This is a genomic window from Citrobacter sp. RHBSTW-00986 (genome assembly GCF_013783065.1).
Taxonomy (GTDB): Bacteria; Pseudomonadota; Gammaproteobacteria; order Enterobacterales; family Enterobacteriaceae; genus Citrobacter; species Citrobacter braakii.
Window position 1 is genome coordinate 3,346,085 of the sequence record NZ_CP056200.1, and the last position, 22,885, is coordinate 3,368,969.

21 protein-coding genes are annotated in these 22,885 nt (G+C 53.1%); 16 read left to right on the top strand and 5 right to left on the bottom strand.

The genetic code is table 11. The features are described from left to right. Positions 1-55: 55 nt before the first annotated feature. Positions 56-1,537: a dipeptide permease DtpD gene (dtpD, locus tag HV345_RS16365; protein ID WP_047497726.1), complete on the top strand. Its 1,482-nt coding sequence runs from the start codon at positions 56-58 to the stop codon at positions 1,535-1,537. 49 nt (positions 1,538-1,586) lie between these two features. Here the strand turns inward: dtpD and HV345_RS16370 are convergent, their stop codons facing one another. From HV345_RS16370 to HV345_RS16380, 3 genes are all read right to left on the bottom strand, one after another. Beyond that, complete coding sequence (locus tag HV345_RS16370; protein WP_131348052.1) at positions 1,587-2,525, bottom strand: Rpn family recombination-promoting nuclease/putative transposase; 939 nt, start codon at positions 2,523-2,525, stop codon at positions 1,587-1,589. A 161-nt stretch (positions 2,526-2,686) separates the two neighbouring features. Continuing rightward, complete coding sequence (gene phrB, locus HV345_RS16375) at positions 2,687-4,105, bottom strand: deoxyribodipyrimidine photo-lyase (protein WP_181635815.1); 1,419 nt, start codon at positions 4,103-4,105, stop codon at positions 2,687-2,689. Positions 4,106-4,229: 124 nt separating this feature from the next. Continuing rightward, positions 4,230-4,436: a YbfA family protein gene (locus tag HV345_RS16380; protein ID WP_003022870.1), complete on the bottom strand. Its 207-nt coding sequence runs from the start codon at positions 4,434-4,436 to the stop codon at positions 4,230-4,232. A 308-nt stretch (positions 4,437-4,744) separates the two neighbouring features. On the opposite strand from HV345_RS16380, the gene kdpF reads away from it, so the two are divergent. The 9 genes from kdpF to potE all read left to right on the top strand — a co-directional run bounded on the left by kdpF (position 4,745) and on the right by potE (position 16,679). Continuing rightward, positions 4,745-4,834: a K(+)-transporting ATPase subunit F gene (gene kdpF, locus HV345_RS16385; protein ID WP_001670793.1), complete on the top strand. Its 90-nt coding sequence runs from the start codon at positions 4,745-4,747 to the stop codon at positions 4,832-4,834. Then, complete coding sequence (kdpA, locus tag HV345_RS16390) at positions 4,834-6,513, top strand: potassium-transporting ATPase subunit KdpA (protein ID WP_046274707.1); 1,680 nt, start codon at positions 4,834-4,836, stop codon at positions 6,511-6,513. Before kdpF ends, kdpA begins: the two co-directional genes overlap by 1 nt. A gap of 20 nt (positions 6,514-6,533) precedes the next feature. Continuing rightward, entirely contained in the window at positions 6,534-8,582 is a 2,049-nt protein-coding gene (gene kdpB, locus HV345_RS16395) for a potassium-transporting ATPase subunit KdpB (RefSeq protein WP_016152268.1), read from the top strand. 8 nt (positions 8,583-8,590) lie between these two features. Next, entirely contained in the window at positions 8,591-9,157 is a 567-nt protein-coding gene (gene kdpC, locus HV345_RS16400) for a potassium-transporting ATPase subunit KdpC (RefSeq protein ID WP_181635816.1), read from the top strand. Between the two features lie 10 nt (positions 9,158-9,167). Continuing rightward, on the top strand, positions 9,168-11,852 hold the full coding sequence (gene kdpD, locus HV345_RS16405) for a two-component system sensor histidine kinase KdpD (protein ID WP_047359485.1): 2,685 nt from the start codon (positions 9,168-9,170) through the stop codon (positions 11,850-11,852). Then, on the top strand, positions 11,849-12,526 hold the full coding sequence (gene kdpE, locus HV345_RS16410; protein ID WP_049269245.1) for a two-component system response regulator KdpE: 678 nt from the start codon (positions 11,849-11,851) through the stop codon (positions 12,524-12,526). Before kdpD ends, kdpE begins: the two co-directional genes overlap by 4 nt. Before the next feature lie 278 nt (positions 12,527-12,804). After that, complete coding sequence (speFL, locus tag HV345_RS16415; protein WP_114149115.1) at positions 12,805-12,909, top strand: leader peptide SpeFL; 105 nt, start codon at positions 12,805-12,807, stop codon at positions 12,907-12,909. Between the two features lie 255 nt (positions 12,910-13,164). Continuing rightward, positions 13,165-15,363: an ornithine decarboxylase SpeF gene (gene speF, locus HV345_RS16420; RefSeq protein WP_053388601.1), complete on the top strand. Its 2,199-nt coding sequence runs from the start codon at positions 13,165-13,167 to the stop codon at positions 15,361-15,363. Further along, positions 15,360-16,679 carry a putrescine-ornithine antiporter gene (gene potE / locus HV345_RS16425; protein ID WP_181635817.1) on the top strand — a complete coding sequence of 440 codons (1,320 nt, stop codon included), beginning with the start codon at positions 15,360-15,362 and terminating at the stop codon, positions 16,677-16,679. Before speF ends, potE begins: the two co-directional genes overlap by 4 nt. 71 nt (positions 16,680-16,750) lie before the next feature. On the opposite strand, the gene pgm is transcribed toward potE, so the two are convergent. Together pgm and seqA are read right to left on the bottom strand one after the other, a co-directional pair. Further along, positions 16,751-18,391, bottom strand: a complete 1,641-nt coding sequence (pgm, locus tag HV345_RS16430; RefSeq protein WP_016152262.1) for a phosphoglucomutase (alpha-D-glucose-1,6-bisphosphate-dependent) — start codon at positions 18,389-18,391, stop codon at positions 16,751-16,753. Between the two features lie 24 nt (positions 18,392-18,415). Next, positions 18,416-18,958, bottom strand: coding sequence for a replication initiation negative regulator SeqA (seqA, locus tag HV345_RS16435; RefSeq protein WP_016152261.1), 543 nt, complete (start codon positions 18,956-18,958; stop codon positions 18,416-18,418). A gap of 194 nt (positions 18,959-19,152) precedes the next feature. On the opposite strand from seqA, the gene ybfF reads away from it, so the two are divergent. The 6 genes from ybfF to tcuR all read left to right on the top strand — a co-directional run bounded on the left by ybfF (position 19,153) and on the right by tcuR (position 22,820). Next, on the top strand, positions 19,153-19,926 hold the full coding sequence (ybfF, locus tag HV345_RS16440; protein WP_032947058.1) for an esterase: 774 nt from the start codon (positions 19,153-19,155) through the stop codon (positions 19,924-19,926). A gap of 128 nt (positions 19,927-20,054) precedes the next feature. Further along, complete coding sequence (ybfE, locus tag HV345_RS16445) at positions 20,055-20,342, top strand: LexA regulated protein (RefSeq protein ID WP_003022842.1); 288 nt, start codon at positions 20,055-20,057, stop codon at positions 20,340-20,342. A 155-nt stretch (positions 20,343-20,497) separates the two neighbouring features. Beyond that, positions 20,498-21,028: a flavodoxin FldA gene (gene fldA, locus HV345_RS16450; protein WP_181635818.1), complete on the top strand. Its 531-nt coding sequence runs from the start codon at positions 20,498-20,500 to the stop codon at positions 21,026-21,028. Between the two features lie 210 nt (positions 21,029-21,238). Beyond that, complete coding sequence (locus HV345_RS16455) at positions 21,239-21,325, top strand: ryhB-regulated fur leader peptide (protein ID WP_049259739.1); 87 nt, start codon at positions 21,239-21,241, stop codon at positions 21,323-21,325. Further along, positions 21,318-21,764: a ferric iron uptake transcriptional regulator gene (gene fur / locus HV345_RS16460; RefSeq protein WP_003022836.1), complete on the top strand. Its 447-nt coding sequence runs from the start codon at positions 21,318-21,320 to the stop codon at positions 21,762-21,764. The genes HV345_RS16455 and fur overlap by 8 nt, the downstream gene beginning before the upstream one ends. A gap of 129 nt (positions 21,765-21,893) precedes the next feature. Continuing rightward, the gene (tcuR, locus tag HV345_RS16465; RefSeq protein ID WP_019076276.1) at positions 21,894-22,820 is read left to right on the top strand and encodes a tricarballylate utilization LysR family transcriptional regulator TcuR; all 927 of its coding nucleotides are present in this window, start codon (positions 21,894-21,896) and stop codon (positions 22,818-22,820) included. Positions 22,821-22,885: the final 65 nt, after the last annotated feature.

A 22,885-nucleotide genomic window follows, 5' to 3' on the forward strand; every position in this document is an offset into this window, starting at 1 on the left:
AACACACTCGCGCGGCACGTTCAGCCTGTCGCGAGGCATTTACTTCGAGAAAAGAATGAATAAACAAGCATCTCAACCACGGGCGATTTATTACGTCGTTGCGCTACAAATTTGGGAATACTTCAGTTTTTACGGCATGCGTGCATTGCTGATCCTGTATCTCACTAACCAGCTTAAGTACGACGATAATCACGCATATGAACTGTTCAGCGCCTACTGCTCGCTGGTCTACGTCACGCCCATTCTTGGGGGATACCTGGCCGATAAAGTGCTCGGCAATCGAATGGCGGTGATGATCGGCGCATTTTTAATGGCAGTGGGGCATCTGGTATTGGGCGCCAGCGAAATGGCCCCGGCGTTCCTTTATTTGTCGCTGGCGATTATTGTCTGTGGCTACGGTCTGTTTAAATCCAACATCAGTTGCCTGTTAGGCGAGTTGTATCAGCCTGAAGACCCTCGCCGTGACGGTGGGTTCTCTCTGCTCTACGCTGCCGGTAATATTGGTTCAATCATCGCGCCTATTGCCTGCGGCTACGTGCAGGAAGAGTACAGCTGGGCGATGGGCTTTGCGCTGGCGGCGATTGGCATGCTGGCGGGGCTGGTGATTTTCGTATGCGGTAATCGCCATTTCGCCCATACCACCGGCGTCAACAAGGCCGTCTTGTGTGCGAAAAAATATATGCTGCCAAACTGGGCCTGGTTGTTAGTTCTGCTGGTTGCAGCACCGCTGCTGATTACCGTTCTGTTCTGGAAAGAGTGGTCCGTTTACGCACTGATCGTTGCTACTGTTATTGGTCTGGCGGTTCTGGCGAAGATTTACCGCCAGGCGCAGACCCAGAAACAGCGCAAAGAGCTGGGGCTTATCGTTACGCTGACCTTCTTCAGTCTGTTGTTCTGGGCCTTTGCTCAACAGGGCGGCAGTTCGATTAGCCTGTATATCGACCGCTTCGTTAACCGCGATATTCTGGGATATTCCGTCCCTACCGCGATGTTCCAGTCGGTTAACGCCTTTGCCGTTATGCTGTGCGGTATTGTGCTGGCCTGGGTGGTCAAAGAAAGCGTTAGCGGTAATCGTACCGTACGTATCTGGGGTAAATTTGCCCTTGGCCTCGGTTTAATGAGCGCCGGATTCTGTATTCTGACCTTGAGCGCCCGCTGGTCCGCGACTTACGGTCACTCTTCCATGCCGCTGATGGTATTGGGGCTGGCGGTCATGGGCTTTGCCGAGCTGTTTATCGATCCGGTGGCTATGTCTCAGATTACACGTATCGAGATCCCAGGGGTGACCGGCGTATTAACGGGTATTTACATGCTGCTTTCCGGGGCCATCGCCAACTACCTGGCCGGCGTTATCGCCGATCAAACCTCACAAGGTTCGTTTGACTCAGCGGGCGCTATCAACTATTCCATCAATGCATATATTGATGTCTTTAGCGAAATAACCTGGGGCGCGCTGGCCTGTGTGGTGCTGGTACTGCTGATTTGGCTGTACCAGTCGTTGAAGTTCAGAAATCGTCCGCTGGCGGTAGAGTCCTGAGTTTACAGGCCCGATGATGTAATAAGATTCGGGCCTGTTTTTCTGGAGATTATGCATGGTTTACAGCCAAATCCGCTTCTGAAACACCGGTCACCAGTTTTACCATTTCGCGTTCTATTCCCTGTTCCAACATGGTTTGCGCTATACGTAATGCCGCTTCTTGTTTTCCTTCTTCTTTGCCTTGTTGTAGTCCTTGTTGTAGTCCTTGTTGTAGACCTTCCTGTAATCCATCTAACCGTAACCGCTCTGCAATAGTCATCAGCCTCTCCTTGTGTTGGGGGATCCGTTGTGTCATCTCTTGCATAAACTCATTAAAGCGAGATTCATCGCCAGATTGTAGAATGTAATTAAACATCGCTTGTAATTGCGTGTCATTAGCGCATCCCGTAAGTAGCAGCGTGGTCAGTTGCTCTACCAGCCCCATCAAATCCCGCCGACGGATATGTTTTTGCATTAATTCCAGCAGCGCCATTCGCCTGTGAGCCATGATCTCATCATCGGGTACTACCGTTATGTCCACCAACGGAAATGCGCTGGAATAAAGTTGTCTTGCCGCCACGGAGTCGGCAAAGGCATCCAGCCAGCACAACGAGTACGGATAGGGGCTTCGGCAGCCATGATAAAACAGCATCGGTATCACCAGCGGCAGTTCCTTATGCCCTGCGTCCAGATGGCGCTGCATCGCCGCCATCGCATAACGCAACAGACGAAAAGCCATATGCGGCTCGGCTGAACTTTGATGCTCTAAAACCACATAGACATAACCGTCGCCGTCGCGAGTGTGCAAAGACCAGAGCACGTCGGAGTAGCGCGAACGTAAATCCGCTTCAATAAAGCTTTCTGACTCCAGCTTCAGCGAATTCAAATCGCAAAGTGTCCGCAGTTCAGCTGGCAGGTGAATGTCGAGAAAATCCCGCGCAGTTTCGGGATGATGTAAAAACGTTTTAAACACCGCATCGTGCGGTGTGGATGTCGTTGGCGTTGTCATTAATTTCCGTCATCTGAATGAAGATGACGGAAATTTACTGCTGAGGGAAAACTTATGCAGCAGGGTATTCACGGTACTGAGAGCACGTTTCAGCGCTAATAGCTCCCGACTGCAACATGTTCATTCTGCTGGAAGGCATTACGCAGAAATCCGTCACATACTTATCCCTTGCGCGCCGCCTCATAGGCCGCCAGCGTCGCCAGTCTTGCCTGTTTATGATCGACAATCGGACGAGGATAGTTAAGCGTAACCTGCGCTTTTTCAGCCCACGTCCACGGATCATGAATGGCTTTACCCGGCACATCGCGCAGTTCCGGCAGCCACTGGCGGATAAACTCGCCGTCGCGATCAAATTTTTCGCCCTGAGTCGTGGGGTTAAAGATACGGAAATACGGTGCGGCGTCGGTCCCGGTTGAGGCCGCCCACTGCCAGCCGCCGTTATTGGCCGCCAGATCGCCATCGATCAGTTGCGACATAAAATATTGCTCGCCTTTACGCCAGTCGATCAGCAGATCTTTCACTAAAAAACTGGCCGTAATCATGCGTAATCGATTATGCATCCAGCCCGTGGCGTTGAGCTGACGCATCGCCGCATCAACAATCGGGTATCCCGTGTTCCCTGTTTGCCAGGCTTGCAAATGTGCCGGATTATTCTGCCATTGCACGCGATCGGTCCAACGGATAAACGGTTGATGCCGACACAGCGCCGGATGGTAAGTCATCAGATGACGATAAAATTCACGCCAGATAAGTTCGTTCAGCCAGACGCTGCCTTCCCCTCCTTCAAGCGCCTGCGGCTGCTCCGCGAGCAGTCGATTCAGGCACTGGCGCGGCGACAATCCCCCTGTCGCCAGGCTCGCGGATAATCGACTGGTACCGTCAACCGCGGGGAAATCACGCTGTTGCTCATATTCTCTCGCGGCCTGCTGGCAAAACTGGCGTAATTGCGCGATAGCCAGTTTTTCTTCTGCCACAAACCGCTGCGCATCAAAATCTTGCTGCGGATAGCTCAGCGTTATTGATGTTAACGGAGCGTCAAGAGCGCCGCTTTCTCTCACCTTCGGCGCGCTAACGCATTCTGGAATACCCTCTTTAATCCGCTTCAGCCAGGCATTTTTAAACGGTGTAAAGACTTTATACATTTCGTGATTGCCGGTCATGACCGCCCCCGGAGGCAAGATCACGCTATCGTCAAACCCTTCACACACCACATGGGGTAATGCCTTCTCAACGGCGACATCACGCTGACGTTCGTTTATTTCGTATTGATAGTTATAAAACAATCGGCTGACGCTATGCTGTGCGCAGACGTTTTTAACGGTTTCCACGCTGGCCGCAAAATCTGCGACTTCATCAAACACAAGCGGGATGCCTTTTTCCGCCAGCGCCGTCTGCAACGCATTCAACTGCGCACTCACAAATGCCGCCTGACGTGGGGCCATTTCGTGCGCCTTCCACTGCTCAGGAGTAGAGATATATAGCGCGATGACCTGCGCAGTACGATCCCGACAAGCCGCCGCCAGCGCGAGGTTGTCATGCAGACGTAAATCACGTCGAAACCAGACCAGATGGGTGGTCATAATACTCCCGGATATAAATTAATCATTGCCACTCGTTATCTATTACACCGACAAGTGTAGACGTCGGCGCATAAAAAAAACCGCCACATTACTGTGAGCGGTTTTCTTGAGCAAGAACGATAACTTAGTAGAAATCGCAGGTGGCTTTTTCAGCCTGCTCCATCCACACCGGTTTATCACTGGTTTTAGACCAGACGCGGTGCAGGTAGCTGTAAAAACGAGCGCGGTCTTTCCAGAACAGCATGACCGGTAGCGCCAGCACGCCCGCCACTACGGCAAAGGTACGGCGCAAGAAAACAATGTGTGCTGGATATTCTTTATAAAAGTCCATAATCCTCTCCCATATATCTGTTCGGTGAATAGCACCGGAAAAATAAACTTGGTTAACTGATGAAAATAATACCGCCTTGTGTGTAATTTTGCTACTCATCCGACCACTTATTTTTATCTATTGATGCTCCGTTTAGCATAAAACCGTAATTAAGTTACATAAAAGTTAAATTAATACTAACCATTAGTTAAATAATGGTTTTTGCCATTTTTATACTTTTTTTACACCCCACCCGCTGATTTTTGCGAAATCTTTGCAAGCAAAAACCTACGCTCTGGTTATCACATTTATGCCACTGGAGGTGCACTGTGAGTGCAGGCGTGATAACCGGCATTGTGCTGGTCTTTTTATTATTAGGTTACCTGGTCTATGCCCTGATCAATGCGGAGGCGTTCTGATGGCAGCCCAAGGATTTTTACTCATTGCCAGTTTCTTGCTGGTGCTATTTGTCATCGCCAGACCGTTGGGATTTGGGCTGGCTCGACTGATCAACAATACGCCCCTGCCGGGTCTGGTTGGCGCGGAGCATTTACTCTGGCGCGGTCTGGGCATCTCGCAGCAGGAGATGAACTGGCGGCAGTATCTGCTGGCTATCCTCGCTCTCAATGCGCTGGGCCTGCTGGTCCTGTTTTCGATGCTGATGGCGCAAAACCTGCTGCCGCTAAATCCCCAGCAACTACCAGGGCTTTCGTGGGATCTGGCGCTCAATACGGCGGTGAGTTTTGTCACTAATACCAACTGGCAATCCTATGCTGGCGAAACCACCTTAAGCTATTTCAGCCAGATGGCTGGGTTGACTGTGCAGAATTTCCTGTCTGCGGCGACCGGAATTGCGGTGATTTTTGCCCTGACCCGCGCTTTCACACGCCAGAGTATGAACACGCTGGGCAACGCCTGGGTCGATCTGGTTCGCATTACGCTGTGGATCCTCGTCCCTATTGCGTTGCTCATTGCCCTGTTCTTCATTCAGCAAGGTACGTTGCAAAACATATTGCCTTATCAGCCCATCACCACCCTTGAAGGGGTGAAACAGCTGCTGCCAATGGGGCCAGTCGCCTCACAGGAAGCGATTAAGATGCTCGGCACTAACGGAGGGGGATTCTTTAACGCTAACTCATCGCATCCGTTTGAAAACCCAACCGCACTGACCAATCTGGTACAGATGCTGGCTATTTTCTTAATTCCCACCGCGCTGTGTTTTGCCTTTGGTGATGTAGTGGGCGATCGTCGTCAGGGGCGGACCTTACTGTGGGCCATGTCATTGATTTTTGCGGTCTGCGTTGCCGTCGTGATGTGGGCCGAAGTTCAGGGCAACCCGCACCTGATGGCATTCGGTGCCGACAGCAATATCAACATGGAGGGCAAGGAGAGCCGCTTTGGCGTGCTGGCCACGAGTCTCTTTTCCGTCGTCACCACGGCAGCATCCTGCGGGGCTGTCGATGCGATGCATGACTCCTTTACCGCACTGGGCGGCATGGTACCTATGTGGCTGATGCAGATTGGTGAAGTGGTCTTCGGCGGTGTGGGTTCAGGTCTGTACGGCATGCTGCTGTTCGTGCTGCTGGCGGTATTTATCGCCGGGTTAATGATTGGCCGTACGCCGGAGTATCTGGGTAAGAAAATCGACGTGCGCGAAATGAAAATGACCGCGCTGGCGATTCTGGTCACCCCTACGCTGGTCCTTCTCGGGACAGCGATCGCCATGATGAGCGATGCCGGGCGCAGCGCCATGCTTAATCCAGGTCCTCACGGCTTTAGTGAAGTCCTGTATGCCGTGTCGTCAGCCTCGAACAACAACGGTAGCGCCTTTGCCGGATTAAGCGCCAATAGCCCGTTCTGGAACTGCCTGCTGGCCCTGTGCATGTTCTTCGGTCGCTTCGGCGTGATCATCCCCGTGATGGCTATTGCCGGGTCGCTGGTCAGTAAAAAGATCCAGCCAGCAAGCCCAGGCACGCTACCTACCCACGGCGCGCTGTTTGTCGGGTTGTTAATCGGTACGGTGTTACTGGTTGGCGCTCTCACCTTTGTTCCTGCCCTGGCGCTTGGCCCGGTCGCAGAATACCTGTCATTACACTGAGTGATGCGGAGCACATTACTATGAGTCGCAAGCAACTGGCGCTGTTCGAACCCTCTCTGGTCGCACAGGCGCTGATGGACGCCGTGAAAAAATTAAGCCCACATACCCAGTGGCGTAACCCGGTGATGTTCATCGTCTGGCTGGGCAGTTTGTTAACAACCCTGTTAACGGTGGCGATGGCAACAGGTCATATGCAGGGTAGCCCGTGGTTTACCGGCGCGATAAGTCTGTGGCTGTGGATTACCGTTCTGTTCGCCAACTTCGCTGAGGCGCTGGCGGAAGGTCGCAGTAAAGCTCAGGCTAATAGTCTAAAGGGAGTCAAAAAAACCGCCTTTGCCCGTAAACTTCGCGAACCCAAATACGGCGCGGCAATGGATCACGTTCCTGCCGATGATTTACGGAAAGGGGATATCGTGCTGGTGGAAGCTGGCGATATTATCCCGTGTGACGGCGAGGTCATTGAAGGTGGCGCATCAGTAGATGAAAGTGCCATTACCGGTGAATCTGCGCCTGTGATTCGTGAATCCGGTGGCGATTTCGCCTCCGTCACCGGCGGGACCCGCATCCTCTCCGACTGGCTGGTTATCGAATGCAGCGTAAACCCCGGTGAAACGTTCCTCGACCGGATGATCGCCATGGTTGAAGGCGCGCAGCGGCGTAAAACGCCCAATGAAATCGCCCTGACGATCCTGCTGATTGCCCTGACCATTATCTTTTTGCTGGCGACCGCCACGCTATGGCCGTTTTCCGCATGGGGTGGTAGTGCGGTCAGCATCACGGTGCTGGTTGCCTTGCTTGTGTGCTTGATCCCTACAACGATAGGCGGACTGCTCTCAGCGATTGGCGTCGCCGGGATGAGCCGCATGCTGGGCGCGAATGTCATCGCTACCAGCGGACGTGCGGTAGAGGCGGCAGGTGACGTAGACGTACTGCTGCTGGATAAAACCGGCACCATTACGCTGGGTAACCGTCAGGCTTCGGATTTTCTGCCCGCCCACGGCGTGGACGAAAAAACGTTGGCCGACGCCGCACAGCTTTCATCGCTGGCCGATGAAACGCCGGAAGGCCGCAGCATCGTGATCCTGGCAAAACAGCGCTTTAATCTGCGTATTCGCGACGTGCAATCGCTACACGCTACCTTTGTGCCGTTTACCGCCCAAAGCCGGATGAGCGGCATCAACATCGACAACCGAATGATCCGCAAAGGGTCGGTCGATGCCATTCGTCGGCACGTTGAAGCCAACGGCGGCCACTTTCCCGCCGATGTGGAGCAGAAGGTCGAAAGCGTCGCTCGCCTTGGCGCAACGCCGCTGGTGGTTGCCGAAGGCTCCCACGTACTGGGCGTGATTGCGCTGAAAGATATTGTGAAAGGCGGGATCAAAGAACGTTTTGCTCAACTGCGCAAAATGGGGATTAAAACGGTGATGATCACCGGCGATAACCGCCTGACCGCTGCCGCGATCGCCGCTGAGGCCGGAGTGGATGACTTCTTAGCTGAAGCCACGCCGGAAGCCAAGCTGGCGCTGATTCGTCAGTATCAAGCGGAAGGTCGTCTGGTGGCAATGACCGGCGACGGAACCAATGACGCTCCTGCCCTGGCGCAGGCCGACGTTGCGGTCGCCATGAACTCTGGAACCCAGGCAGCGAAAGAAGCAGGTAACATGGTGGATCTCGACTCCAACCCCACCAAGCTGATTGAAGTAGTGCACATTGGTAAACAAATGCTGATGACGCGCGGTTCGCTGACCACTTTCAGTATTGCCAACGACGTCGCGAAGTATTTCGCTATTATCCCGGCCGCATTCGCCGCCACCTATCCGCAGCTCAATGCGCTGAACGTGATGGGACTGCATTCGCCAGACTCGGCGATCCTCAGCGCGGTTATCTTTAACGCGCTGGTTATCGTCTTTCTGATCCCGCTGGCGCTAAAAGGCGTGAGCTACAAACCTTTGTCCGCATCCGCGATGTTGCGCCGCAATTTGTGGATCTATGGTCTGGGCGGTTTGGTTGTGCCGTTTATCGGTATCAAAGCGATTGATTTACTGCTGACCCTGCTGGGTCTGGTGTGAGGTTTCAGATGAGTGGATTACGTCCTGCATTATCAACATTGATTTTCCTGATGCTTATCACCGGCGGGGCTTACCCGTTGCTGACGACCGCGCTGGGGCAGTGGTGGTTTCCCCACCAGGCTAACGGTTCGCTTCTTAGCGAAGGTCAGATTGTTCGCGGCTCTGAGCTCATCGGGCAACATTTTACCGCTGCCGGTTATTTTCAGGGGCGTCCGTCTGCCACAGCTGAAATGCCCTATAATCCAATGGCTTCAGGCGGCAGTAATCTGGCAGCCAGCAACCCGGAACTGGATAAACAGCTGCAAAGCCGGATTACCGCACTGCGTGCCGCCAACCCGCAGGCCAGTCCTGCCGTCCCGGTAGAGCTGGTAACGGCTTCTTCCAGCGGGCTGGATAACAACCTGACGCCAGCCGCGGTGGCCTGGCAAATTCCCCGCGTGGCGCAGGCTCGCAACCTCAGCGTTGAAGAGGTTACGCGGTTGGTTGCACAATATACGCACAAGCCGTTGGTCAGTTTTATTGGTCAGCCGGTGGTGAACCTGGTGGAACTTAATTTAGCGCTGGATAAGCACTGAGAAAAAGGACATGCATAACGAACCCTTACGCCCCGACCCCGATCGCCTGCTGGAGCAGACCACGGCCCCGCACCGGGGAAAACTGAAAATTTTCTTCGGTGCCTGTGCTGGCGTCGGCAAAACCTGGGCCATGCTGGCAGAGGCCCAGCGACTGCGGGCGCAAGGGTTAGATGTGCTGATTGGCGTGGTGGAAACCCATGGACGCAAAGAGACCGCCGCGCTGTTGGACGGCCTCAGCATCCTGCCGCTAAAGCGACAGGCGCGTCACGGTCGCCATATCAATGAGTTCGATCTCGACGCGGCGCTGGCCCGCCGTCCGGCGCTCATTTTGATGGATGAACTGGCGCACAGTAATGCGCCAGGCTCACGGCATCCTAAGCGCTGGCAGGACATTGAAGAGCTGCTGGAAGCCGGGATTGATGTCTTTACTACCGTTAACGTGCAGCATCTGGAAAGTCTCAATGACGTGGTCAGCGGCGTTACCGGCATTCAGGTTCGTGAAACCGTACCCGACCCTTTTTTCGATGCCGCCGACGATGTGGTGCTGGTCGATCTCCCCCCCGACGATTTGCGCCAGCGCCTGAACGAAGGCAAGGTTTATATCGCCGGTCAGGCAGAAAGAGCAATTGAGCATTTCTTTCGCAAAGGTAATCTGATCGCGCTACGTGAACTTGCCCTGCGCCGCACGGCTGATCGGGTAGACGATCAGATGCGCGCCTGGCGAGGACGTCCGGGAGAGGAGAAAGTCTGGCATACCCGCGACGCTATTTTACTGTGCATTGGGCACAATACCGGCAGCGAAAAACTGGTACGCGCCGCCGCACGTCTGGCGGCGCGTCTCGGCAGCGTCTGGCATGCGGTGTATGTCGAAACGCCAGCGCTGCACCGACTGCCCGAAAAACAACGCCGCGCAATTTTAAGCGCTCTGCGGCTGGCTCAGGAGTTAGGCGCAGAAACAGCTACCCTTTCCGACCCCGCCGAAGACAAAGCGGTCATCCACTATGCCCGTGAGCATAATCTGGGAAAAATTGTGCTCGGGCGTCCGACTACGCGTCGCTGGTGGCGTAGCGATTCCTTTGCCGACAAACTCGCTCATCGCGCACCGGATCTCGACCTGATGATTGTTGCGCTCGATGAGCCCCCTTCACGCCCTGTGCTGCAAACGGCTGATAGCCGCACCTTTAAGGATAAATGGCGGGTACAAATTCAGGGTTGTGTGGTTGCCGTTGCGCTGTGCGCCATCATTACGCTAATCGCCATGCAGTGGCTAATGGCCTTTGACGCCGCCAACCTGGTGATGATCTATTTATTGGGTGTGGTGGTTATCGCACTCTTTTACGGACGCTGGCCGTCAGTGCTGGCAACCTTTATTAACGTCGCCAGCTTCGATCTCTTCTTTATTGCCCCACGCGGGACGCTGGCCGTTTCAGACGTTCAGTACCTGCTCACCTTTGCCGTAATGCTAACGGTAGGGCTGGTTATTGGTAATCTGACCGCCGGGGTGCGTTATCAGGCGCGGGTAGCGCGTTATCGTGAACAGCGTACGCGTCATTTGTATGAGATGTCGAAAGCGCTGGCCGTCGGTCGGAGTCAGACGGATATCGCCGCCACCAGTGAACAGTTTATCGCTTCAACGTTTCAGGCCCGCAGCCAGGTTTTGCTGCCCGGAGAGAACGGCAAGCTGGCCCCGCTCACCCATCAACAGGGCATGACGCCGTGGGATGACGCTATTGCCCAATGGAGCTTTGACAAAGGGCAACCGGCCGGTGCAGGCACCGACACGTTACCGGGCGTGCCGTATCAGATTTTACCGTTAAAAAGCGCCGATAAAACGCATGGGCTGCTGGTAGTCGAACCGGGAAATTTACGCCAGCTTATGATCCCCGAACAGCAACGCCTGCTGGAAACCTTCACTCTACTGGTAGCCAGTGCGCTGGAGCGCCTGACGCTGACCGCCAGCGAAGAGCAGGCGCGGTTTGCCAGCGAGCGCGAAAGCATTCGCAACGCCCTGCTCGCTGCTCTGTCCCACGATTTGCGCACGCCGTTGACGGTGTTGTTCGGTCAGGCGGAAATCTTAACACTGGATCTGGCCAGCGAGGGATCGCCGCACGCGCGCCAGGCCAGTGAGATTCGCCAGCACGTTCTGAATACTACCCGACTGGTTAATAACCTGCTGGATATGGCGCGAATTCAGTCTGGCGGCTTTAATCTTAAGAAGGAGTGGTTAACGCTGGAAGAGGTGGTCGGCAGCGCCCTGCAGATGCTGGAGCCCGGTCTATCTGCTCCAATAAATCTGTCGTTACCTGAACCGTTAACATTGATTCACGTCGATGGTCCGCTCTTTGAACGGGTGCTGATTAACCTGCTGGAAAACGCCGTCAAATACGCGGGGCCACAGGCGCAAATCGGTATTGATGCCAGCGTCGATGGCGCACATCTGCAACTGGACGTCTGGGATAATGGGCCGGGTATTCCGTCGGGTATGGAACAGCGCGTTTTTGACAAATTTTCCCGGGGAAATAAAGAGTCATCGGTGCCCGGCGTTGGGCTGGGGCTGGCAATTTGTCAGGCTATTGTGGACGTGCACGGCGGTACTATTTCGGTCCACAATCGCGCGCAAGGAGGAGCCTGTTTTCGTGTTACACTGCCCCAGGAAATTCCCCCTGAACTTGAAGATTTTCATGAGGATATGTGACGAACGTACTGATTGTTGAAGATGAACATGCCATTCGCCGCTTTCTGCGCACCGCGCTGGAAGCCGATGGCCTGCGTGTATATGAAGCGGAAACGCTGCAACGTGGTCTGTTGGAAGCCGCCACGCGAAAACCCGATCTCATCATTCTCGATCTCGGCCTGCCGGACGGCGACGGCATTGATTTTATTCGCGACCTGCGACAATGGAGCGCGATTCCGGTGATTGTGCTTTCAGCCCGCAGTGAGGAAAGCGATAAAATTGCTGCGCTGGATGCCGGTGCCGATGACTATCTCAGTAAACCCTTTGGTATTGGCGAGCTACAGGCGAGATTGCGCGTGGCATTGCGTCGCCACGCCAGCGGTGCGTCTCCCGAACCGGTGGTACATTTTTCCAACGTCAAAGTGGATATTGCCGCGCGCCTCGTTCACCGTGGTGACGAGGAAATTCATTTGACGCCGATTGAGTTTCGTCTGTTAGCGGTTCTGCTAAATAATGCCGGGAAGGTACTGACGCAACGCCAGTTGTTAAATCAGGTTTGGGGACCAAACGCCGTCGAACATAGTCACTATCTACGTATTTATATGGGACACCTGCGCCAGAAGCTGGAACAGGACCCGGCCCGTCCGCGTCATTTTCTGACCGAAACCGGAATTGGCTATCGGTTTATGCCGTGAATTCTTATTCATTTTTTCTGATTAATTAATAAATATATTTTTCATTACTCACTCCACTGCATAATACTTATTATGCAGCCAGTAGAATATTGTAAAAAAATAATAAAATACAAATAAATAACATATAAACAACAAAACAGCATCTTGTCCCGCACTATGCATAAATGGCGACTAAATATTTTATAAACGATCGTTTTTTATTGATCTTCTTCACAGTTCATAGCCATTTCCTGGATAAAATACCCGCACCTTCCACTTATCCAGTAAAGGTAACTAAAATGGAAAATAATAGCCGTACAATGCCACATATAAGGCGAACAACGCATATTATGATGTTTGCCCACCGCAACAGTTTCGACTTTCATTTCTTTAATGCCCGTTAGTCTTCCGACTAAGGGCACTCAAGTATACAGGTCTTCCTGACTCTCTGTATCGCAGGCTAACGCCTGTATCCGCAGTGCTCTCCCTGCATAACCCTGTATTACCTGTGACCGGACCGGTTAGGGTTTATTGCATCTTCAAAAAAGCAATTTACTGATTTATTTATCAGCGGTATGACTTTGCTTTTTTTCCGGAGTTATCAATTTCTCATTTGAGAAATTGAGGACCTGCTATTACCTAAAAATAAAGAGATGAAAATGTCAGAATTAAAAATTGCCGTAAGCCGTTCCTGTCCTGATTGTTTTTCTACGCAGCGTTCTTGCGTAAATATCGATGAAAGTAATTTCATTGATGTTGCTGCTATCGTGTTATCCATCAATGATATTGAACGTGGAAAACTCGATGAAATTGACGCCACCGGCTATGGGATTCCTGTTTTTATCGCCACCGAAAATGAAGAACGTGTTCCATCTGAACATCTGCCGCGGATCTCAGGTGTATTCGAATGTAATGAAGCCCGTACCGCCTTTTATGGCCGGCAGTTAGAAACCGCCGCCAGCCATTATGAAACGCAGTTACGTCCGCCGTTCTTCCGTGCGCTTGTCGACTATGTCAATCAGGGTAACAGCGCCTTTGATTGTCCTGGTCATCAGGGGGGCGAGTTTTTCCGTCGCCATCCTGCGGGTAATCAGTTTGTCGAATATTTCGGCGAAACACTTTTCCGCTCCGATTTGTGTAATGCCGATGTCGCAATGGGTGATCTGCTGATTCACGAAGGCGCTCCCTGCATCGCACAACAGCACGCAGCTAAAGTTTTCAACGCGGATAAGACCTACTTTGTACTGAACGGGACCTCCTCATCGAACAAAGTGGTGCTTAACGCATTGCTCACCCCAGGCGATCTGGTGTTATTCGACCGCAACAACCACAAGTCAAACCACCACGGCGCGTTATTGCAGGCCGGGGCAACGCCGGTATATCTGGAAACCGCGCGTAACCCGTACGGCTTTATCGGCGGGATCGACGCGCACTGCTTTGAAGAAGGCTATCTACGTGAACAGGTGAGTGAAGTTGCGCCACAACGTTCGAAAGATGAGCGTCCGTTCCGTCTGGCCGTGATTCAGTTAGGTACCTACGACGGCACAATCTATAACGCCCGTCAGGTGGTGGATAAGATCGGTCATCTGTGCGACTACATCCTGTTTGACTCCGCGTGGGTTGGCTATGAGCAGTTTATTCCGATGATGGCCGATTGCTCTCCGCTGTTGCTGGATCTTAACGAAAATGACCCCGGTATTCTGGTCACCCAGTCAGTGCACAAACAACAGGCAGGCTTCTCTCAGACTTCGCAGATCCACAAAAAAGACAGCCATATTAAAGGCCAGTCTCGCTACGTGCCTCATAAACGAATGAATAACGCGTTCATGATGCACGCCTCCACCAGCCCGTTCTATCCGCTCTTTGCCGCGCTGGACATCAACGCCAAAATGCATGAAGGCGTCAGCGGGCGCAACATGTGGATGGACTGCGTCGTCAACGGAATTGATACTCGTAAGTTGATCCTGGAAAACTGCCACCATATCCGCCCGTTCGTGCCGGAGATAGTAGAGGGTAAACCGTGGCAGGCTTATCCCACCGCTGAAATCGCCAGCGACCTGCGTTTCTTCCATTTTGTCCCCGGTGAACACTGGCATGCCTTTGAAGGATATGCCGAACACCAGTACTTTGTGGATCCATGCAAATTGCTGCTCACCACTCCGGGTATTAATGCGCGTAACGGCGAATACGATACCTTCGGCGTTCCGGCTACCATTCTGGCTAACTTCCTGCGCGAAAATGGTGTGGTGCCCGAAAAATGCGACCTCAACTCCATCCTGTTCCTGCTGACCCCCGCAGAAGATATGGCGAAGTTGCAGCAGCTTGTCGCCCTGCTGGTACGTTTCGAAAAACTGCTGGAAGCCGATGCCCCGCTAGCCGAGGTTCTGCCCTCGATCTACAAGCAGCATGAAGCCCGTTACGCCGGTTACACCCTGCGCCAGCTGTGCCAGGAGATGCACGATTTGTATGCGCGTCACAACGTGAAGCTGCTACAGAAAGAGATGTTCCGTAAGGCACATTTCCCGCGCGTCAGCATGAATCCCCAGGATGCCAACTATGCATATCTGCGTGGTGAAGTTGAACTGGTGCGTCTGCCGGACGCTGAAGGTCGCATCGCGGCAGAAGGCGCGCTGCCTTATCCTCCGGGCGTGCTGTGTGTGGTTCCGGGTGAAATCTGGGGTGGTTCAGTATTACGTTACTTCAGCGCACTGGAAGAAGGAATCAATTTGCTACCGGGTTTTGCGCCTGAACTCCAGGGTGTCTACATCGAAGAACACGACGGTCGTAAACAGGTGTGGTGCTACGTGATTAAGCAACAAAGCGCGCAACACGCTCTGTTGAAAGGGGAAATGTTATGAGCAAAGCCAAATCCAACAAAATGGGCGTCGTCCAGCTCACTATCCTGACCATGGTTAATATGATGGGATCCGGAATCATCATGTTGCCCACCAAGCTTGCGGAAGTCGGTACTATCTCGATCATCTCGTGGCTGGTGACTGCTGTCGGTTCAATGGCGCTGGCCTGGGCCTTCGCAAAATGCGGTATGTTCAGCCGTAAATCCGGTGGTATGGGTGGTTACGCTGAATACGCCTTTGGCAAATCCGGTAACTTTATGGCGAACTACACTTATGGCGTTTCGCTGTTAATCGCCAACGTGGCTATCGCCATCTCCGCCGTTGGCTACGGTACCGAGCTGTTTGGCGCCACACTGACACCGATGCAGATTGGCCTGGCAACCATTGGTGTACTGTGGATCTGTACCGTGGCTAACTTTGGCGGGGCGCGCATTACCGGGCAGATCAGCAGCATCACCGTTTGGGGCGTCATTATTCCGGTTGTCGGTTTGTGTATCATCGGCTGGTTCTGGTTCAGTCCGACGCTGTACGCTAACTCCTGGAATCCACACCACGTCCCGTTCTTCACGGCTGTCGGCTCTTCCATTGCGATGACCTTGTGGGCTTTTCTGGGTCTGGAATCGGCCTGCGCCAACGCTGAAGTGGTAGACAACCCGGAACGCAACGTGCCCATCGCCGTATTGGGCGGTACGCTGGGCGCTGCGGTGATTTACATCATCTCCACCAACGTGATAGCCGGGATTGTGCCGAATATGGATCTGGCTAACTCTACAGCACCGTTCGGTTTAGCCTTCGCACAAATGTTCACCCCGGAAGTCGGTAAGGTGATCATGGCGCTGATGGTGATGTCCTGCTGCGGTTCACTGCTGGGCTGGCAGTTCACTATCGCTCAGGTATTCAAATCGTCGGCTGATGGGGGTTACTTCCCTAAAATCTTCTCTCGCGTGACCAAAGTAGACGCGCCGGTACAGGGGATGCTGGCTATCGTGATCATCCAGAGTGGTTTATCGCTGATGACTATCAGCCCGTCACTGAACAGTCAGTTCAACGTGCTGGTCAACCTGGCGGTGGTAACGAACATCATTCCGTATATTCTGTCGATGGCCGCGCTGGTAATTATTCAAAAAATGGCGAATGTTCCGTCGTCGAAAGCGAAACCGGCAAACTTCGTGGCGTTTGTTGGCGCATTGTACAGCTTCTATGCGCTCTACTCCTCTGGCGAAGAAGCAATGCTTTATGGTTCTATCGTGACCTTCCTCGGCTGGACGCTGTATGGCCTGGTATCACCGCGTTTTGAACTGAAAAATAAGCATAGTTAAATCCTGGCATAAAAAAGCCCGGTAGCGCTAACGCTTACCGGGCCTACAAAACGCGTCAGTACAAACAAGACTTACGCGTTTTTCAGCACTTCGCTGACAATCTCAACAGCTTCTTTTTCGATCTGCTTGCGATGTTCTTCACCAAGGAAGCTCTCGCAGTAGATTTTATAAGCGTCTTCAGTACCTGACGGACGCGCAGCAAACCAGCCGTTGTCAGTCATCACCTTCAGACCGCCGATAGAAGCACCGTTACCCGGTGCCGCCGTCAGACGTGCCGTGATCGGGTCGCCCGCCAGCGTGCTGGCACTCACCATTTCCGGAGACAGCTTAGACAGCGCCGCTTTCTGCGCGGAGGTCGCGCTTGCCTGCAGGCGGTTGTAGCTTGGCGCGCCGAAGCGGGCTGCCAGTTCGTTGTAGTGCTCTTGCGGATTCTTACCAGTCACTGCGGTAATTTCTGCCGCCAGCAGGCACATGATGATGCCGTCTTTGTCGGTTGACCACGGTGTACCGTCAAAACGCAGGAAAGAAGCGCCCGCGCTCTCTTCACCACCAAAGCCAAAGCTGCCGTCAAACAGACCGTCAACGAACCACTTAAAGCCAACCGGAACTTCGACCAGTTTACGCCCTAAATCATTCACTACGCGGTCAATCATCGCCGAAGAGACCAGCGTCTTACCGACGGCAACGTCTTTGCCCCACTGAGGACGATGCTGGAACAGGTAGTTGATCGCCACCGCCAGGTAGTGGTTCGGATTCATCAGGCCCGCCGGGGTGACGATACCGTGACGGTCGTAGTCCGGATCGTTGGCAAAGGCCAGATCGAACTTGTCACGCAGCGCCAACAGTCCCGCCATCGCGCACTCGGAGGAGCAGTCCATACGGATTGCGCCATCTTTGTCGAGATGCATAAAGCGGAAAGTCTGATCAACGTGATCGTTAACGATAGTCAGGTTCAGGTTGTAGTGCTTGGCAATACGCTTCCAGTATTCGATACCGGAACCGCCAAGCGGATCGACGCCCAGCGTCAGGCCCGCTTTCTGGATCGCCGCCATGTCGACGATGTCGGCCAGTCCTTCAACAAACGGCTGAACCAGGTCCTGCTCTTTTACATGACCAGATGCCAGCGCAGCATCCAGCGACATACGCTTCACGCCTTGCAGACCATCAGCCAGCAGAGCGTTAGCCCTGTCTTCCACCACTTTGGTGACGTTAGTATCTGCCGGACCACCGTTTGGCGGGTTGTATTTAATGCCACCATCTTCCGGCGGATTGTGGGACGGCGTGATCACAATGCCGTCAGCCAGCGGGCCGCCTTTTTTGTTGTGGACCAGGATAGCATTCGACACGGCAGGGGTTGGCGTAAAGCCGTTATTTTCCTGCACGATGACGTCCACGCCGTTCGCTGCCAGCACTTCCAGTACAGAGATAAAAGCCGGTTCAGACAGCGCGTGGGTATCCTTGCCCACGTAGCACGGGCCAGTGATCCCGTTTTTCGCACGTTCTTCAGCAATCGCCTGAGCGATAGCCAGAATATGCGGCTCGTTAAAACTATGACGACCTGCACTGCCGCGATGTCCGGACGTACCGAACTTGACGGCGTGCTCAGCGTTCCCTGCCGTTGGTTTCAGTACATAGTACTGTGCCGTCAGTTGGGCGACGTTAATCAAATCACTCTGTTGCGCAGGTTGACCTGCACGGTTGTGGATTGCCATTGCCTGGTCCTTCTAATGCAAGGATTAAATTGTTCCGCAAACCTTTTCAATCAATTCCGCAGGGAATTGCATTGACTGCATGATGTGCTCAACCATGCTGCATTTACGGCCGGTATTGGTATTGGTGATCACCCAGTACGGCGTGCCTGGCACGTGTTTCGGTTTGGTTTGATTACCATTTTTCAGCAGCGTCTGTTCATCTGCTGCAAAATAAACGCGCGTACGACCATGCAACGATTCCGTTGCTTCGGCGAACGCGTTTTGATCCAGTGAATAGAGTGTAGACAGCACCAGCATAAAGCGATTTACTGCTTTCTTCTGCTCCGCATATTCGTCGGACAGCAGCAGTTCACGCATCGCGCGCACTTTATCTTTTACGGGGTTAACCGGCTTCGCTTCCACGACAGCTTGCACAGCGCGGACTTCTTTTACTACCGGAGTGACAGGCTGTGATGCGGCGGAAAACTTCAACATACGCCGTAAAATGTCGGATGCGCTCTCGCCGATATGCTTGGTGTGGCTGGCAATATAGCTATAGAGTTCATCATCAACTTCAATCGTTTTCATCTTAATCCAGTGCAGTGTTTAGCTGAATACAAGTTGTTGGGGTCAACACGCGTAGTGTAAAGGCAAATCCCAACAGCGGATAGCGTCAAGCCTGGTGGCTGGCAAAACTCAGAGTAACCGTAGTTGTTGCAGCCATGTGGCAGAATGGTCAACATGATACCCTAACCCGTGAGTGTGAAAAAAAGAACTTTGCCATGAAATTGAATATCCGAGCGCAATCTGCGCAAAACCTGCACAATAATTCTCCCATCGTCCTGGTGCACGGCCTGTTTGGCAGTCTGGATAACCTGGGGATCCTGGCGCGCGATCTGGTGGCCGATCACGATATCATCCAGGTTGATATGCGAAATCATGGCCTCTCCCCGCGTTCACCTGTGATGAATTATCCGGCCATGGCGCAAGATCTGCTGGATACGCTGGACGATCAACAGATCGAAAAAGCGATCTTTATTGGTCACTCGATGGGGGGCAAAGCCGTCATGGCGTTAACCGCGTTGGCCCCTGAACGTGTCGAACGGTTGGTAGCCATCGACATTGCCCCCGTTGACTATCATGTTCGCCGTCACGATGAGATTTTTGCTGCCATTAACGCAGTAACTGACGCGCAGTCCTCTTCGCGTCAGCAGGCGGCGAGCGTCATGCGCCAGCATCTGCAAGAGGAAGGCGTGATCCAGTTTCTGCTCAAATCCTTCGTGGACGGCGAATGGCGCTTTAATGTTCCCGTGCTGTGGGAGCAATATCCTCATATTGTCGGCTGGGAGACCATCCCGGCGTGGGAACACCCGGCGCTGTTTATCCCCGGTGGCAACTCACCTTATGTAACCGAAGCGTATCGCGAACAACTGCTGGCGCAATTCCCGCAGGCTCGGGCGCACGTTATTGCAGGCGCGGGCCATTGGGTGCATGCGGAAAAACCGGAGGCGGTACTGCGCGCCATCCGTCGTTATCTGAGCGAACAGGCTAACTGATTAAAAACTCAGCGTCTGCGCGTGATTACGCGCGTGGGCGTTGGCGTGTCTCCCCTGCTGATGTATTATGGCGGGCTATCCATCCGGGCAGACGCCTGGCTGATTGTTTCCCCGAAGTCACCAAGATCATGGCCAAAGAACAAACGGACCGTACGACATTAGATCTGTTCGCGCAGGAGCGTCGCCCGGGACGACCCAAAACTAATCCGCTCTCGCGTGATGAACAGTTACGTATTAACAAACGTAATCAGCTTAAACGCGATAAAGTTCGCGGGCTTAAGCGTGTCGAACTGAAACTGAACGCTGATGCTGTTGACGCTCTGAACGAGCTGGCCGAGGCGCGCAACATGAGTCGCAGTGAACTCATCGAAGAGATGCTGATGAACCAACTCAGCGCATTGCGCGGTCAGGCTTAGTCTGAATTTCTGCTCTAAATCATAAATCGTGTAGCACAGAGTGCAGTCCTGCGTGTTTGCTGTTTCCGCATGCCTGACTGTTCTGCTATGATTGCCCTTATCCGTGGGCAATGCGCCACCACCATTTCAATAAGTTTCAAGAGGTTATTTTACTCATGGCAATCACTGGCATCTTTTTCGGCAGCGACACCGGTAACACCGAAAACATCGCAAAAATGATTCAAAAACAGCTTGGTAAAGACGTTGCCGATGTACATGACATTGCAAAAAGCAGCAAAGAAGACCTCGAAGGGTATGACATTTTGCTGCTCGGCATTCCAACCTGGTACTACGGTGAAGCGCAGTGTGACTGGGACGATTTCTTCCCTACCCTCGAAGACATTGATTTTAACGGCAAACTGGTTGCATTGTTCGGCTGCGGCGACCAGGAAGATTACGCAGAATATTTCTGCGATGCGTTGGGTACAATTCGCGACATCATCGAACCACGCGGCGCAACCATCGTTGGTCACTGGCCAACGGCGGGTTATCACTTTGAAGCGTCCAAAGGCCTGGCCGACGACGACCACTTTGTGGGTCTGGCCATTGATGAAGATCGCCAGCCTGAATTGACCGCCGGACGCGTAGAAAAATGGGTTAAGCAGATCTCTGAGGAGCTGCACCTCGACGAAATCATCAATGCCTGATTTTGTGTGGCGCAGATTTCCATCTGCGCCACATCAATAGATAAAACCAATCAAAATAATTGCTACAAATTTGTAACTTTTTCGTCTGACCCTGTACAATGGCCGGATGCCAATCGGGTATTGCACAGTGTGTTTGTCGGCGATACCACGTTTTGATTAACAATATATGCCAGAGACTTGCAGTTTTCATTTAGCCATGGCAGTTCTATAATGAATCGCATTATCTCAAGTGCAATTTCTGTCACTTCTGTTAATGAAGTGAATCGTTTAGCTACAGGACAGATTCCGCATGACTGACAACAATACCGCATTAAAGAAGGCTGGCCTGAAAGTAACGCTTCCTCGTTTAAAAATTCTGGAAGTTCTTCAGGAACCGGATAACCATCACGTCAGTGCGGAAGACTTATACAAACGTCTGATCGATATGGGTGAAGAAATTGGTCTGGCGACCGTGTATCGCGTGCTGAACCAGTTTGATGATGCCGGTATCGTGACCCGCCATAATTTTGAAGGTGGTAAATCCGTCTTCGAACTGACTCAACAGCATCATCACGATCACCTCATCTGCCTCGACTGCGGCAAAGTGGTCGAGTTCAGCGATGATTCCATCGAGGCGCGCCAGCGTGAGATTGCGGCTAAACATGGTATTCGTTTAACCAACCATAGCCTCTATCTTTACGGTCACTGCGCCGAAGGCGATTGCCGCGAAGATGAGCATGCTCACGACGGTAAATAATGTAATGCTTTCTGAAAAGCCAACCATTCGGTTGGCTTTTTTTATGGGCGACTATCACCCCTTTTCCCCTTCCCTCCACTCCTGTGTTGCTTTAATGTAAAATCAATTGTCCCTTCCCGGAGAGTCGAAATGGAACTTCGCCAGCTACGCTATTTTGTTCGCATTGTAGAAACCGGCAGCATGGGTAGCGCGGCGCTCGATCTCAATATTGGAGTTTCGGCACTCAGCCAGCAAATGTCCCGCCTGGAAAACGAACTCGCTATTCGCCTGCTGCAGCGCACCTCGCGTGGCGTGACGCCCACCAGCGCCGGACTGGCTTTTTACTCCCAGGCGCAGCTGGCGCTCCGCCACGCAGACGATGCAATCCTCGCCGCGCGCGAGTCCCGGCTTTCCGGGCACGTCAGCGTCGGTATGGCCCCCAGTACCGCTTCCGTTCTCGGCATGCCTTTTATTAACGCCATGCGGGAAAGCTATAGTGATGTCCGCCTGCATGTGGTGGAAAGCCTCTCTGGCAACCTGGAACGGATGATTAATACCCGCCAGATTGATCTGGCCGTGGTATTTCAAAAAGAAAAGATCCTGCGCTGGAGCGCCAGACCGATTCTCGAAGAACGCCTGTTTTTGATTGGGACTCATGCCTTACTGGCTGATATTGCCGATGACAATATTGCGCCAGCCCAGTTGGCAAGTATCCCATTGATAATGCCCAGCCCAGGCCACGGTCTGCGCGGCAGGCTGGAAGCAATTTGTCAGGAACACGCACTGCGCATTGAGATCGCCACAGAAATTGATGGTCTGGCGCTGCTAATGCGCGCCGTTCGCAGTGGAATCGGCGCAACTCTCCAGCCCGGCGCGGCGATTTCCCATCTCGATAAAGAGACGTTAAGAGTGATCGGCGTCCATAATCCAATACTGAGTCGCCCCAACTTTCTGGTCAGCCTCTCGGACGATGAGCTCACCCCCGCGGGCCTCGCCGCCCGCGTGGTGCTAACGAAAGTGATGCATCAACTGGTGGAAGCAGGAAGCTGGCCAGGTGCCATCCTTTACAATAACTAAAGCCCTCTTTAGCACTTCGTCATAGCGCCCGCACAAGCTGTGCGTATACATTTCAATTACAAATT

Coding starts and splice junctions, on each gene's coding strand:
- speFL (WP_114149115.1), top strand. CDS start 12,805: ATGGAAAATAATAGCCGTACAATGCCACATATAAGGCGAACAACGCAT.
- kdpA (WP_046274707.1), top strand. CDS start 4,834: ATGGCAGCCCAAGGATTTTTACTCATTGCCAGTTTCTTGCTGGTGCTA.
- tcuR (WP_019076276.1), top strand. CDS start 21,894: ATGGAACTTCGCCAGCTACGCTATTTTGTTCGCATTGTAGAAACCGGC.
- HV345_RS16380 (WP_003022870.1), bottom strand. CDS start 4,436: ATGGACTTTTATAAAGAATATCCAGCACACATTGTTTTCTTGCGCCGT.
- seqA (WP_016152261.1), bottom strand. CDS start 18,958: ATGAAAACGATTGAAGTTGATGATGAACTCTATAGCTATATTGCCAGC.
- ybfF (WP_032947058.1), top strand. CDS start 19,153: ATGAAATTGAATATCCGAGCGCAATCTGCGCAAAACCTGCACAATAAT.
- HV345_RS16370 (WP_131348052.1), bottom strand. CDS start 2,525: ATGACAACGCCAACGACATCCACACCGCACGATGCGGTGTTTAAAACG.
- kdpB (WP_016152268.1), top strand. CDS start 6,534: ATGAGTCGCAAGCAACTGGCGCTGTTCGAACCCTCTCTGGTCGCACAG.
- HV345_RS16455 (WP_049259739.1), top strand. CDS start 21,239: ATGAATCGCATTATCTCAAGTGCAATTTCTGTCACTTCTGTTAATGAA.
- potE (WP_181635817.1), top strand. CDS start 15,360: ATGAGCAAAGCCAAATCCAACAAAATGGGCGTCGTCCAGCTCACTATC.
- fldA (WP_181635818.1), top strand. CDS start 20,498: ATGGCAATCACTGGCATCTTTTTCGGCAGCGACACCGGTAACACCGAA.
- phrB (WP_181635815.1), bottom strand. CDS start 4,105: ATGACCACCCATCTGGTCTGGTTTCGACGTGATTTACGTCTGCATGAC.
- dtpD (WP_047497726.1), top strand. CDS start 56: ATGAATAAACAAGCATCTCAACCACGGGCGATTTATTACGTCGTTGCG.
- kdpD (WP_047359485.1), top strand. CDS start 9,168: ATGCATAACGAACCCTTACGCCCCGACCCCGATCGCCTGCTGGAGCAG.
- kdpC (WP_181635816.1), top strand. CDS start 8,591: ATGAGTGGATTACGTCCTGCATTATCAACATTGATTTTCCTGATGCTT.
- speF (WP_053388601.1), top strand. CDS start 13,165: ATGTCAGAATTAAAAATTGCCGTAAGCCGTTCCTGTCCTGATTGTTTT.
- fur (WP_003022836.1), top strand. CDS start 21,318: ATGACTGACAACAATACCGCATTAAAGAAGGCTGGCCTGAAAGTAACG.
- ybfE (WP_003022842.1), top strand. CDS start 20,055: ATGGCCAAAGAACAAACGGACCGTACGACATTAGATCTGTTCGCGCAG.
- pgm (WP_016152262.1), bottom strand. CDS start 18,391: ATGGCAATCCACAACCGTGCAGGTCAACCTGCGCAACAGAGTGATTTG.